The following is a 13,583-nucleotide window of genomic DNA, read 5'->3' as shown; positions in this document are numbered from 1 at the left end:
CCTGACAGACTGTCGTCAGTTATCGGCATTGCGCGACAGAACTTAATACAAATGGGTGAAATTTTTTTTCAAACTGAACGAATTAAGGCGGCGTCCAAAAGCGCAGAATTTTGGCTTGCCTATACTTAGAGTGCGAGTGCAAGAACGTCTTGCGCATGCGTTCACTGGAAAGAGGGCCTGAAAATGGGAATTATTGCCTGGATTGTTTTTGGTCTGATTGCAGGTGTTATCGCCAAACTGATCATGCCGGGCCGTGATGGTGGTGGTTTTATCCTGACCTGCATTCTCGGTATCGTGGGTGCGGTTGTCGGTGGATGGTTGGCGACCATGTTTGGCATTGGCGGCAGTATCAGTGGATTCAATTTGAATAGTTTCCTGGTGGCCGTCGTTGGTGCAATTATTGTGCTGGGCGTCTTTCGACTCCTGCGGCGAAATTAACAGAACGGCTCCTGCGGGGGCCGTTTTTCTTTCTGCAGGCGCTGTAAGCGCTGGAATGTAAAGGGGGAGGGATGACTTGATTTGTTAATGAAAATGCGAATAATTGTCGTTCCATTTCTCATATAATAATTCACTCATGAAAACCACCCGTTGTTTTACATTGCGCGCACTCTCTGGATGTATCACCCTGGCACTGACACTCCCGTCGTATGCCGAAGAATCAACCATGGTCGTGACAGCCGCCGGGCAGGAGAGTCTGCTGCCCGCCTGGACTAACAGCGCCACCAAGTCGGCCGTGCCGGAAAGCAAAACGCCGCAGGTAATTAATACCATCGACAGTAAAGAGATCGAACAGCGCCACGCGAACTCGGTGAATGAGATCCTGCGCTACGCGCCAGGCGTCTCCACGGAGGTGCGGGGCAGTACCTCGTACATGAGCGAGTATAAAATTCGTGGTTTTACGGTCGAGCAGGAGTATTACAACGGCTTACAGCTCCCCTATAACGTGACCGGCAATACCAAGGCACGGATAGACCCCCTGTTGATTGAAAGCGTGGATATCCTGAAAGGCCCGGCATCGGTGCTTTATGGGAATGGCTCGCCAGGCGGGCTGGTTAACATCCAGGGGAAAAAGCCGCAAGCGGAACAAAAAACGGAAATGGGTTTTACGACCGGGACCCGCAATCTAAAAGAAGGTTTTCTGGATTCGACCGGGCAAATCAGCGACAGCGACTGGAACTACCGTCTGCTGGGCAAAGCGACGGAAGGCGACGATCAGCCGCATACCACGCGTTATGAAAACTATCTGGTGGCGCCCTCAGTCACCTGGCAGCCGGATAATAAAACGCGTCTGACCATTGATGCGCTGGCGCAGAATACGCCGTCGTTGTCACCTTCTAACCCGCTGCCCATCGCCTATTTGCGCTCAGGGTATGCCGACTCACGGGATTATGCCGGGGATGAGTGGAGTGGTTTCAAACAGCGACAATGGATGCTGGGATACAGTTTTGAACACCAGTTTGACAGCGGCTGGGGCTTTACGCAGAAAGCCCGTTATTTTGATGTCGATACCCATCAGCGTAGCGTCTACTCCACCGGGAATGGCATGAACCCGGTATGGGAATTAAATCGTTTTGCCTACACCACCGATGAAGATCTGAAGAGCTTTAATATCGACAATCAGGTGACCAAAACCGTTGAGTTGGGGGACTGGAAACACCATCTGCTGGCGGGTTTTGACTACCAAAAACTCGATAGCCATTACTGGTACCGTTATGCCAGCAACACGCCAGGGATCGATATGCGCGATCCGAATTATGATCAAATTCACAGCGATGAACTCGGGCTCTATACCGCGCAGAAAAACCGTCTCTCCTACCAGCAGAATGGCTACTATTTGCAGGATCAGGTGGAATTTGGCGGGCTGAATCTGCTGGCGAGCGTGCGTTATGACGACTACCGTTCCACGACCACGGATGATCTGCAAAATGGCGAGAAAACATGGATCTCCCAGGATCGCGTGACCAAACGTCTGGGCGCGCTGTATGCCTTCGAAAATGGCATCTCCCCGTTCATCAGCTACTCCGAAGGTTTCAAGCCGATTTCGCCGCAAGGTACGTTAACCGCAAAAGATGTGAAGCCGACGACCAGCAAGCAAGTGGAGGGCGGGGTGAAATACCTGCTGGCAGAATATGCCACCACCTTGACCGCCTCGGTGTTTAATATTCGTCAGAAAAACGTCCTCTCTGCCACGCCAACCTGGGATTACCGTCAGACCGGTGAGATAGAGTCAAAAGGGGCAGAGGTATCTGTTGTGAGCCGCCCGGCGGATAACATCACGCTGATCGCCAACTACGCCTATACCCATGCCATCAATACGGAAGATGAGACTTATGAAGGTAAGCGCCCGACGCAGGTTCCCGAAAACGCATTTAACCTGTGGGGCGATTACACCTTTGATGAGACGGTTTTGCGAGGACTGAACATGGGCGCCGGAGCGCGCTATACCGGACCGATGGAGATCTCGCCGGACAATAAAGGGGTAAGCTTGGCGGCACCACCCAGTACGATATGGCCGTATCGTATCGTCTGGGAGAAGCGCTGCCGTCGCTGACGGGCGTCACGTTAAAAGCCAGCGCGCAGAATATTACCAACAAAGAGACTTTCAGCTGTTATGACAGCACCAACTGCTGGATTGGTCGCGATCGTACGGTTCAGGTCGGTGCGAGCTACAGTTTCTGATAAAAGATGACCCGGCGTGCTGCCGGGTCATTGCATCTGGCTTACAGATTTCAGGGCGTGGCCTGTTTTTGTGGTGCAGGCGGAGTAGTCTCTGCCGGTGCCGGGCGCGTCGCGGGTACGTTGTCGCACGGTGTTTCTTTCGGGCAGATCAAATCGAGCATTTTCAGGGTAACGCCGTTCGTCCAGCCAAACCCATCCTGCAGCGGATACTCGCCCCCGCCGCCGCCCGTCCCGGTACTGCTGACATCATACTTCTCGACCAGCTTTTTCTCGCGCTCCCAGGTGTGTTGAACATTGGTCAGAAAACGCCAGGTGACGTCCATGGCAACCGTATCCTGACCATAATTCTGTAATCCTTCGGTGGCGACCCACTGTAACGGCGCCCAACCATTGGGGGCATCCCACTGTTGTCCGCTTTTCACCGACGTCGTGGCAAGACCGCCCGGTTGCAGTAAATGCGCCTGGGTTGCCGCCGCCACTTTGCTGGCCCGATCTTTTGCCGCGGCATTCACATACAGCGGGAACAGCGTCGCCGCCGTCAGTTGATTACGCACTTTTTTACTCTTGAGATCGTAGTCAGCGTACCACCCCTCTTTGTCATTCCACAGATGGTCCTCGATCCCTTTTTGTCTCGCACTGGCGAGGCTTTCGTACTGGCTGGCTTTGGCATCGTCGCCGGCGGCTTTACTGGCGCGGGCGAGTATTTTTTCCATCTTATACAGCAGCGCATTGAGGTCGACAGGGACGATAGTGGTCGTGCGGGTTGTACTGAGTTGTTGCGGGTCATCCATCCAGCGTGAGCTAAAATCCCAACCGGAGGCGGCCGCCGCGCGCAGGTCGCGATAAATTTCAGTGGCCGGGCGATTCGGATTGCTCTTCGCGGTGGCGATATCCTCTACCCAGGATTCCGGACGCGGCGTATCACGCTCATCCCAGTAACGGTTCAACACCGTACCGTCGTCGAGTTTGACCACCCGTTTATGCTGTTGTCCTGGCTGGAGGGATTCTGCGCCTTCCATCCACCAGCCATACTCTTTTTGCAACTGCGGCAGATATTTTTTCAGGGCGTCATCGCCCTCATGTTGCGCCAGCAACTCCACCATAAACGCGAAGAAAGGGGGTTGTGAGCGGCTTAAATAATAGCTGCGGTTGCCGTTGGGAATGTGACCCCAACTGTCAATTTCGTAGGCGAAATTGGCGACCATATCCGCGACGTTATCCCAGTGGTCGCTTTCCGCCAGTCCCAGCATCGTGAAATAACTATCCCAGTAATAGATCTCCCGAAAGCGCCCTCCGGGCACGACATAAGGTTCAGGTAGCGGCAGCAAAGAGTCCCATTTCCCCGCGCTTTTCGTCGAACGGGTCAACACCGGCCATAGCCCGTCAATATGTTCACGCAGCGATTGTCCGTCCGGAGGAATGTATTTTTCCCCCTCTTTGGGCAACGTAAAATTCACGTCGACAAAATGGCGTAAATCAAAGCCAGACTGACTTTTTTGCATACGATAATCGGCAAGGATTGTCAGGGGATCGCTGTTGGGGACGGCGTCGGCAAATGTCTTCTGGTCAGGGAACAGTTTTGCATTCTGTACATCGTTGAAAAGCGGCCCCAGCAGAATATCCGGGGGTTGCGGCAGACTGTCGTTCTGTTCTTGTGCCTGTACAGACCACGAGGCGAGCGTCAGAAACGTCCCCGTCAGGGCCAGTTTAATCATAAAAGGCAGCCAGCCTGGTTGGCGAATGGCAGGGGTTATCATTGAGGATCCTCCATAGCGGTGTGCCTGAGTTAGCGGCATTAACCCTGAGAAAACCTTAGTCCACGATTGCCCTCTGCGCGTGATTGAACCCACATTTTGGGAACTCACGGGCATTTCGCGCCTTATGGCATGAAATGAATAGCGCGGCCTTTTGCGGGCAGGGACGCGCTATTGATGGATTTATTCTGAGCGGAGAATGCGGCGGGTGGAAATATCCAGCGTAATCATTTCTCCCGTCTTCAACGTACTGACGGATTCGCCCTGCTGACAAAGCCAGCCGATACCCATTTCGCGGGCGATGAGTGCAGAGTGAGACATCTCGCTGCCGGCACTCAGCGCGATCCCTTTGACGAATTGCGGGTTGAGTTGCAACACGGTGGACGGGAAAATATTTTCCGTGAGCACAATTGTCGGGCGAGTGAAGAGCGGCATTTGCACTTTTATGCCACTCAGATGCCGAAGCGTACGGTGGAGCAGATCGTCAATGTCAATGTAGCGCGCCTGCAAATAGGCATCATCGAGATGGTGATACTGCTCTCTGAGGTCGCTCATGACATTTTGCCATGCCGCTTCTGCGCTATAGTGCTGATGGAGAATGAAGGCGCTGGCCATGTCATCCAGTTCCGGGTCGTCCAGCAAGGTGTGGTGCCCGGAAAATATCGCGGCCAGGTCAGCGGAGTATTTTTCCTCCGCGAGCGCTGTCAATTCGCTGAGGTCATCGAGCGTAAGCCGGATCGCGGCGCGAAGACGTTGTTGCTCTTCCTGAGGGGAGGTGGCAGTGATACTGGTGATGTCTGGCAGAACAGGCGCATAGCAAAACGCGATGCCAGTCACCGGGTCGGGTGGCAGATGCTCTGGAATGCCAGGGCCGCTCTCTTCCAGTGAATCACCAAAATTCTCTGCGGCAAGCTGTTTGAACGCCGTCAGCGCTTCATCTGCCTGTTCGCCTTTGGCGATCAGCCGCAGCGTGTCGTTACAGCGTATTTGCAGCAAGGCGATTTGATTCAGACTGTCTGGCGTGACGCATTTACCGTTTTTTTCCAGCAGCATGTCGGCGTTAAAGGCAGACAAAGTGGCGACCAGCCGGGAGGCCGGTCTCACGTGGAGCCCATGACGATTTTTGATGACGACAGAAAGCGAGCGCGCTTCACTGTCATGGACTGAGAACGGTGCTGTGGCGTTGTTTGCTTCAAACGGCGAGGGTAAACCCAGTTGCTCACGTTTGGCATCAAGGGCGTTCATGGCATCGCTGATGACTTTGTCGATACCGGCGCCTGTCGCGGCGCTCACTGTCGCCGCGAGCGTCCCCTCAACCAGCGGCGCGGCACACAGACGCACTTTCGCCGCGATGGAAGGATCGAGTAAATCCAGCGCCGTTTCTGCGCTCAGAAGCGCGCTGCCAATATCCATCATCACCAGCACGTGGTCTGCGTCAGACACGGACTCAATGGCTTCCATCACTTTGATGGGGTCGGTGCCAATGGGATTTTGCGGGTCATCGATGCCCGCCGCCACCGCGAGTTTGCAGCTTCCCCCCATCAACATCTGCCGGGCTAACTCCCCAACGCCTTCGCCCAGTTGGGCGCTATGAGAAACAATGACCAGGTTTACCATCGTATTCTCCTTACTCTCTGGCGGCTGCTGCCAGACATTGCATCATAAACATGACGGAGGTCGCCCCCGGATCCTGGTGACCGATGCTACGTTCGCCGAGATAGCTGGCGCGACCTTTGCGCGCCTGCATGGTGATGGTGCTTTGCGCCGCTGCTTCCGCCTGCTGACGGGCGACCTCCAGCGCGGCCGGTACGGACAGCGCCTGTTCGCAAGACTGGCGTAATGATTCCACCACCGGCAGCCAGACATCACACATCGTTTTATCACCCGGTTCGGCTTTACCTCGGTTGACTACACCCTCAGCGCCCTCGCGCACCATCGCATAGACCTCTTCGAGGGTCAGACTTTGATGGGACTGAGTAACCTGGGCGGCGCGAATGAAAAAGGTCCCAAAGAGTGGGCCGCTGGCGCCTCCGACGCTGGAAAGCAGGACCATTCCGGTATTTTTCAAAATAAAACCGATATCTTTGTCGGCAATCGCGGGTAATTTTTCGACCACTTTGCTAAACCCGCGATGCATGTTCAAACCGTGGTCAGCATCGCCAATTTCTCTGTCGAGTCCGGTGAGAAAATCACTCTCTTTGGTGAAGATTTCTCCGCACAGGTAGAGCCAGTTAACGATTTGTGTTCTGTTGAGCGACATAAAAAATCTCCTTATTTACCCCAGTTGAGAGCCGGGGTATGCACCGGGGCATCCCATAAGGCCAGCGTCTCATCGTCCACTTTCAAGAGGGTGATGGAAAAACCGGCCATATCCAGGGAGGTGCAGTAAGATCCGATCAGATTGCGTTCGATATGAATGCCCGTTTCCTGGCAACGGTTTTCGAGTCGGTGATAGACACCGAACAACTCGGATAACGGCGTCGCGCCAAGATTGTTGACCAGCGCAATCACGCGATCGCCACGTTGCAGCGGTTGTTTAGCCTGTTTGTCTTCCTGCCATGCGCCCTGTACAGGATCCCAGTGACGTAACGTACGGCTGTAGGCGCCGTTTTCCAGCAAGGTGTCGAACATTTCATCCACGGTCTTGTCGAGAGAGGTGAAAGCCCGACGGTCAATACCCGGTTCGCCGTGAATACCCACGCCAAACTCCATCTCATTATCCTGTAAGGTAAATGAGGGTTTACCGGCGGCAGGCACCGTACACGCACCCAGCGCGATACCAATGGAGTGGCCGAGATTGTTTAGTTTACGTCCAAGCTCTGCGCAGGCTTCCAGCGTGTCGCCGCGCTCGGCTGCGGCGCCGACCAATTTCTCAATCAGCACCGTGTTTGCCACCCCCCGGCGACCGGCGGTGTAGAGGCTATCTTTGACGGCCACATCATCATCAACGACGACGGTGGTGACCTTCACGCCGCTGTCGTGCAGGAGTTCGGTAGCGGTTTCAAAATTAAGAATATCGCCGGTGTAATTTTTGATAATCAGCAGAACACCTTCACCGCCGTCGATACGCATCGCGCATTCAAACATTTTATCCGGCGTTGGAGAGGTGAAAATTTCCCCCGGACAGGCGCCGGAAAGCATCCCCTGACCAATGTAGCCGCAGTGCATGGGTTCATGTCCGCTACCGCCGCCCGACAGCAGCGCCACTTTCCCTGGCACAGGGGCGTCTGAACGGGTGACATACAGCGGATCCTGATGCAGCGTCAGGGTAGGAAAGGCTTTCGCCATACCGGCCAGTTGTTCATTCAGGACATCTTCGACACGGTTAATCAATTTTTTCATTTTTGTGCTCCGTCGGTCGTCATGAGATGGCTGCAAAAAGGCACACATTGCAGACATCTGCGTGAGGGTATCGGTTATGGACAACAACACGGCGACCACATCCTGCCGATAAAGTTATTCTGCCGCAGCGACGGCAAAAGAAAATTCCACAAATAAATGTTTCAATACGGAACATATATTTTCATTTATGTTTCATAATGGAACGTAGAGAGGAATTTTTCGTCAAAAATGAGAGCGCCAACACTCTTTGTTGCCGCAAAAGGCGAAGAAAGGTTGCAGGTGTCCGGGACGTGGGAAAACGCGCTTATGCGTGCGGAGAAAATATGGCGACTCTACATCAAACCGGCGACAACGCCGTCTCTACGGTACTTAGTGCCTCATGGCAACGCTGTAGCAAAATGATGCAGCGGGAGCCCTGGATCCTGCCGCATCAGGCTCAGGGGCTGACGTTTGACTCTATTTGTCGACGAAAGACGGCACTGCTGGCGTTGGGGCAAGCAGCGCTGGAGGATGCCTGGGAATACATGTCCCCCCGGCAATGTGGATTATTCATTCTCGATGAGTCGGCCTGTATTCTGAGCCGCTGCGGCGATCCGCTTACGCTACAACAGCTTGGCGAACTGGGTTTTAACAACGGCGCCTGGTGTGCGGAAAGTCTTATTGGCACCTGTGCGTTATCCCTGGCGTCTGCGCTTGGACAGCCGATTCAAACCTCTGGCGATCAACATTTTAAATGCAAGCTGTCTGGCTGGAGTTTCTTCTCCACGCCTATTTTTGATAACCACGGCCGCCAATCGGGTTCCATCGCCTTGTGTTGCCCTGTCGGGCAGGAGGCGGCGTCTGATTTGCCGCTGACGCTGGCGATAGCGCGTGAAGTGGGCAATTCACTGCTGACAGACAATCTGTTGACCGAATCTAATCGTCATCTGAATCAGTTGTACGGTCTGCTCGAGGGGATGGTCGATGGCGTGATGGCCTGGAATGAGCAGGGAACGCTGCAATTTCTGAATGCACAGGCCGCGCGACTACTGCATCTGGATGCCCAGTCAAGCCAGGGGAAAAATATCACTGAGCTGGTCACGCTGCCTGCCGTTTTACAGCGTGCAATCCGGCAAATGCGTCAGCTCAACCATGTTGAAGTGACGTTTGAAAGCCAGCATCAATTTGTTGATGCCGTCATCACCCTGAAACCGATTATTGAGGCTCAGGGGGCCAGTTTTATTCTGCTGCTCCATCCTGTCGAACAGATGCGGCAATTGATGACCAGCCAATTGGGAAAGGTGAGCCACACGTTCGCACAGATGCCGGGCGACGACCCTGACACCCGGCGCTTACTGCATTTTGGGCGTCAGGCCGCGCGGGGACGCTTCCCGGTGTTGCTTTGTGGGGAGGAAGGGGTCGGCAAAGAACAGCTCAGCCAGGCCATTCATAATGAAAGTGAACGGGCTGAAGGCCCCTATATTGCCGTGAACTGTCAGCTGTATGCCGAGACCGTGCTGGGACAGGGCGATACCGATGACGCGACGGAGGGCGGGCGTTTAAGTCGTCTGGAACTGGCAAACGGCGGCACATTGTTTCTGGAGAAAATTGAATATCTGGAGCCGGAATTGCAATCGGCGCTTTTGCAGGTAATCAAGCAAGGGGTATTAACGCGTCTTGATGCCCGCAGGCTGATTCCTGTCGATGTTAAAGTTATCGCATCGACAACCCTGGATCTCGCGTTGCTGGTGGAACAAAACCGCTTTAGCCGCCAGCTTTACTACGCATTACACGCCTTTGAGATCACCATTCCACCGCTTCGAATGCGGCGAAACAGTATTCCTGCCCTGGTGCGTAATACGCTTGCGCGTCTTGAGAAACGCTTCTCGACGCGTCTGAAGATAGAGGATGACGCAATGGCGAAACTGGTTGACTGCGCCTGGCCGGGGAATGATTTTGAGTTGCTCAGTGTGGTCGAAAACATCGCTATGAGCAGCGACAACGGTCATATCCGGCTGAGCCATTTACCGGAGCATCTTTTCACCGAACGCGCCGAAGAGAGGGGCACGCGCCTCTCAACTCACCTGACATTTGCCGGTATTGAGAAAGACGCCATTATTCGCGCAGCGCAGGTTACCGGCGGCCGTGTACAGGAGATGTCCAGCGTATTGAACATTGGGCGCACAACGCTATGGCGTAAGCTAAAGCAGTACAACATTGATGTCAGTCAGTTTAAGCGCCATCGTCAGGACTCGCGTTGAGATTAAACGGGGCACGGATCACTGAATGTGTTGTGACTTCAACGGGTTTATTCTCTTATCGCAGAAGTCGCTTGATTTGAGCGGTAAATACAACATACTGTTTATATGTACAGTATTTATTGGTTTAGCCGCAATGAATGATATTTTTTCCTGTGAACGTAATGACATCATTACGTTACCTCTCTTTCTGGAGCGTGTGTCATGCGGGTTTCCCAGCCCGGCGCAAGACTACGTTGAGGACAGTCTCGATCTTAACTCACTGGTGGTGAAGCATCCGGGAGCAACGTACTTCCTCAGGGTCAGCGGTGACTCGATGGTGGGGGCCGGTATCAGCGATGGCGATCTATTGGTGGTTGACCGTTCGTTGACGGCGACGCATGGCGATATTGTGGTAGCAGCCGTGGCGGGGGAGTTTACGGTGAAAGAGCTGCGAACGCGGCCCCGTCTTCAGCTCGCCCCCCACAATCCGCATTATTCCCCCATCGTGTTGCAGAGCGAGGAAGAGCTGCAAATATTTGGCGTTGTGACCTTTACGTTGAAATCACACAGACATGTTCGCGCTGGTTGATGTCAACAGTTTCTATGCGTCCTGTGAGACGGTTTTTCGACCGGATCTCCAGGGAAAACCGGTGGTGGTGGTTTCAAATAACGACGGATGCATTATTTCGCGATCGGCACAGGCAAAAGCGCTCGGCATAAAAATGGGGGCGCCTTATTTCAAAGTGAAAGACGAATTGCGACGTCAGCACGTCGCGGTTTTTAGCTCAAATTATGCGCTTTATGCCGATCTCAGCCACCGTGTGATGTTGACCCTGGCAGAAATGGCGCCGTCGATAGAGGTCTACTCTATTGATGAAGCTTTTATCGATCTGTCAGGCGTTGCGCGTGGTCATTCACTCGAGGCGTTTGGGCACCAAATTCGTTCTCAGGTACTGAAAAACACGGGGTTGACCGTTGGCGTAGGTATTGCGCAGACCAAAACACTGGCAAAAGTCGCCAATTTTGCGGCGAAAACATGGCAAAAAACCGGAGGTGTGGTCGATTTGTCAGACACTTTGCGGCAGAGAAAACTGCTTGCTCACGTCCCTGTTGAAGACGTCTGGGGTATCGGGCGTCGTACCCGTCAGAAACTCAATGCGATGGGGATTGCGTCGGCGCTGCAATTGGCTGACAGCTCCCTCTGGGTGATGCGTAAACACTTCAGCGTAGTGACGGAACGTACCGTACGTGAATTGCGTGGAGAGTCCTGTCTGGCATTTGATGAGTTTGCTCCAACGAAACAGCAAATTATTTGCAGCCGATCGTTCGGCCATCGCATTACCCGATACGATGAGATGCATCAGGCGATTTGTATGTATGCTGAACGCGCGGCCGAAAAACTCCGGGCAGAACGCCAATACTGCTGCAACATCAGCGTATTTATTCGCACCAGCCCGCATGCCGAAAATGAGGTCTTTTACGCGCCACAGGCCTGCGGTCAGTTAACGATTCCGTCGAATGATACTCGCGACATTATTCGTGTTGCCTGCAGTGCGCTGGACAGGATCTGGAAAGACGGTTTTCGCTACATGAAAGCCGGCGTCATGCTCAGTGATTTTTTCAGCCAGGGGATTGCTCAGCTAAACTTGTTTGATGAAAACGCGCCACGCCCCAACAGTGAGAAATTAATGGCGGTGTTGGATCACCTCAACAGCCAAAAGGGGAGAGGCACCCTCTATTTTGCCGGGCAGGGGGTTCAGCAGCAATGGCAAATGAAACGGGAAATGCTCTCCCCACGCTATACCACCCGGTTTTCAGAGTTACCGCTGGTGAAATAGATAAGTTTTTCGTTATTTTTTCGGGATAATATTCTGGGTGTTGGTGGGCATCCTGATTTTCCTTCCCATCATCAGACGCATTCGTTAGCATATTGTTTCGCAGCTAAGCGTATCTGTGTTTTCAGGAAGAGGTTAACGTGTTCGCAGAGTATGGAGTTCTGAATTACTGGACGTATCTGGTTGGGGCAATTTTTATCGTTCTGGTCCCCGGTCCTAATACAATATTTGTGCTGAAAAATAGCGTCGGGCGTGGGATGAAAGGTGGGTATCTCGCGGCAAGCGGCGTGTTTATTGGCGATGCGGTGCTGATGTTTTTGGCTTACGCAGGCGTTGCCACGGTGATTAAAACGACGCCGGTGCTGTTTAATATTGTTCGCTATCTTGGCGCATTTTATCTGCTTTATCTTGGCGCAAAAATCCTCTACGCGACGCTGAAATCAAAAGAAAATGCGTCGACTGGCGAGGATGTCCCCTTTGGTGCGATTTTTAAACGCGCCTTAATTCTGAGCCTGACCAATCCAAAAGCGATCCTTTTTTATGTGTCGTTCTTCGTGCAATTTATTGATGTGAACGCGCCGCATACGGGGCTGTCATTTTTGATTTTGGCTATCACGCTGGAAGTGGTGAGCTTCTTCTACCTGAGTTTCCTGATTATTTCGGGGGCGTTTGTAACCCACTATATTCGGACTAAAAAGAAACTGGCGAAGGTCGGAAATTCTCTGATTGGTTTGATTTTTGTCGGCTTTGCCGCGCGTCTGGCGACGCTACAGTCGTAATACCTGCCGGCCCGTTTTTCTGACGGGCCTTGCTATTCTTCCCCTGTAAATCGAGACCCCATCCGGATTTGTGGTCAAAAAACAACCCTTAAAAACTGCAGTCAGATGAAATGAAAAATGTGCATGATGACTGCGCTGTGCGGCTTTTTGTTAATGGTCTGGCAGACTACCTTACCCGCAGACATCAGCAGAAATAAAATATTAAGAAAACCTTAAGGATATGGCATGGATTGCTAATGAATGGATATTCACAAAACTTATGATTCGGGTATCGAACGCGGAACAGGCTAAAATGCTTATGAAATTTGATACCCGAATCACCTCAACAACGGTGCTGCTTGCACTGGCCGCGATACTGATCCCCTTCACTGCAGACGGGCATCTTCCTCTGCTCGATGGCGTCGTGGTGACGTGGATCGAAAATGGACAAGCGTTATGGCTGCTGTTTGGTGCATTGTTTACCGTCTGGTATATCAAGCCACTTTCTCGCCCGGAAGGGGCAAAACAGTTTTGGCTATGGGCCGTTGTATGGTGGCTGGTGTTACTGGGGCGTAGCACCAGTTGGGGGCGTGCTTATTTCCCGGACGAACCCAGAATCATATTCAGAACCATCTCTGTCATCTTGATTGCCGCACTTGTATTACCGGTGTTTTTTTCGAAAACGCTGCGTCACGAAATTGTACGTCGATTACGTGAAGAGCCGTTCCCATTGTGGTTGTTCGTCGTGACCGCTGCGACTTTTTTGATTTCCGATACAGTAGAGCATCATCGTTTGATGGCGCCCGTTTTCCTGCATAACCAGCAATATGCCGAGCTTATTGAAGAACTGTATGAGTTGCCGTTTATGTTGGGATTATTTCTGATTACGCTGGGGTTTATGCAGCGGGAGATACAGGGTGAAAATGCGACGTCCAAAGTGGGTGACGTGCAGTTTGCGAAATAGTGCATTAGCCGATACATCTTGCCTGAGTCCGA

Annotated in this window: 10 protein-coding genes and 1 pseudogene; 7 read left to right on the top strand and 4 right to left on the bottom strand. The window is 52.9% G+C overall.

The genetic code is table 11. The features are described from left to right. The first annotated feature begins 183 nt into the window (after positions 1 to 183). Together CJP72_RS05320 and CJP72_RS05315 are read left to right on the top strand one after the other, a co-directional pair. Positions 184 to 438 carry a GlsB/YeaQ/YmgE family stress response membrane protein gene (locus CJP72_RS05320; protein ID WP_162379853.1) on the top strand — a complete coding sequence of 85 codons (255 nt, stop codon included), beginning with the start codon at positions 184 to 186 and terminating at the stop codon, positions 436 to 438. Positions 439 to 574: 136 nt separating this feature from the next. Further along, a pseudogene (locus CJP72_RS05315) lies at positions 575 to 2,679 on the top strand (TonB-dependent siderophore receptor). 50 nt (positions 2,680 to 2,729) lie between these two features. On the opposite strand, the gene CJP72_RS05310 reads toward CJP72_RS05315, so the two are convergent. The 4 genes from CJP72_RS05310 to dhaK form a co-directional block, all read right to left on the bottom strand. Further along, a complete protein-coding gene (locus CJP72_RS05310) occupies positions 2,730 to 4,436 on the bottom strand; it encodes an alpha,alpha-trehalase (protein WP_162379852.1) in 1,707 nt (568 codons plus the stop codon). A 180-nt stretch (positions 4,437 to 4,616) separates the two neighbouring features. Continuing rightward, positions 4,617 to 6,050 carry a dihydroxyacetone kinase phosphoryl donor subunit DhaM gene (dhaM, locus tag CJP72_RS05305; RefSeq protein WP_162379851.1) on the bottom strand — a complete coding sequence of 478 codons (1,434 nt, stop codon included), beginning with the start codon at positions 6,048 to 6,050 and terminating at the stop codon, positions 4,617 to 4,619. 10 nt (positions 6,051 to 6,060) lie between these two features. Further along, entirely contained in the window at positions 6,061 to 6,693 is a 633-nt protein-coding gene (gene dhaL, locus CJP72_RS05300; protein ID WP_162379850.1) for a dihydroxyacetone kinase subunit DhaL, read from the bottom strand. A gap of 11 nt (positions 6,694 to 6,704) precedes the next feature. Beyond that, entirely contained in the window at positions 6,705 to 7,775 is a 1,071-nt protein-coding gene (dhaK, locus tag CJP72_RS05295) for a dihydroxyacetone kinase subunit DhaK (RefSeq protein ID WP_162379849.1), read from the bottom strand. A gap of 323 nt (positions 7,776 to 8,098) precedes the next feature. Here dhaK and dhaR point away from each other — a divergent pair, with 323 nt between their 5' ends. The 5 genes from dhaR to CJP72_RS05270 all read left to right on the top strand — a co-directional run bounded on the left by dhaR (position 8,099) and on the right by CJP72_RS05270 (position 13,551). Further along, positions 8,099 to 10,015, top strand: a complete 1,917-nt coding sequence (dhaR, locus tag CJP72_RS05290) for a dihydroxyacetone kinase operon transcriptional regulator DhaR (protein WP_162379848.1) — start codon at positions 8,099 to 8,101, stop codon at positions 10,013 to 10,015. Positions 10,016 to 10,148: 133 nt separating this feature from the next. Further along, positions 10,149 to 10,583 carry a translesion error-prone DNA polymerase V autoproteolytic subunit gene (gene umuD, locus CJP72_RS05285; protein WP_162379847.1) on the top strand — a complete coding sequence of 145 codons (435 nt, stop codon included), beginning with the start codon at positions 10,149 to 10,151 and terminating at the stop codon, positions 10,581 to 10,583. Next, on the top strand, positions 10,567 to 11,832 hold the full coding sequence (gene umuC / locus CJP72_RS05280) for a translesion error-prone DNA polymerase V subunit UmuC (protein ID WP_162379846.1): 1,266 nt from the start codon (positions 10,567 to 10,569) through the stop codon (positions 11,830 to 11,832). The genes umuD and umuC overlap by 17 nt, the downstream gene beginning before the upstream one ends. 137 nt (positions 11,833 to 11,969) lie before the next feature. Beyond that, on the top strand, positions 11,970 to 12,608 hold the full coding sequence (gene leuE / locus CJP72_RS05275) for a leucine efflux protein LeuE (RefSeq protein WP_162379845.1): 639 nt from the start codon (positions 11,970 to 11,972) through the stop codon (positions 12,606 to 12,608). 298 nt (positions 12,609 to 12,906) lie between these two features. Continuing rightward, positions 12,907 to 13,551, top strand: a complete 645-nt coding sequence (locus CJP72_RS05270; protein WP_162379859.1) for a hypothetical protein — start codon at positions 12,907 to 12,909, stop codon at positions 13,549 to 13,551. The last annotated feature ends 32 nt before the right edge of the window (positions 13,552 to 13,583 follow it).

It is taken from the genome of Citrobacter sp. NCU1 (genome assembly GCF_010231475.1).
Classification (GTDB): Bacteria; Pseudomonadota; Gammaproteobacteria; order Enterobacterales; family Enterobacteriaceae; genus Citrobacter_D.
This window is presented reverse-complemented; position numbering and strand designations above follow the sequence as displayed.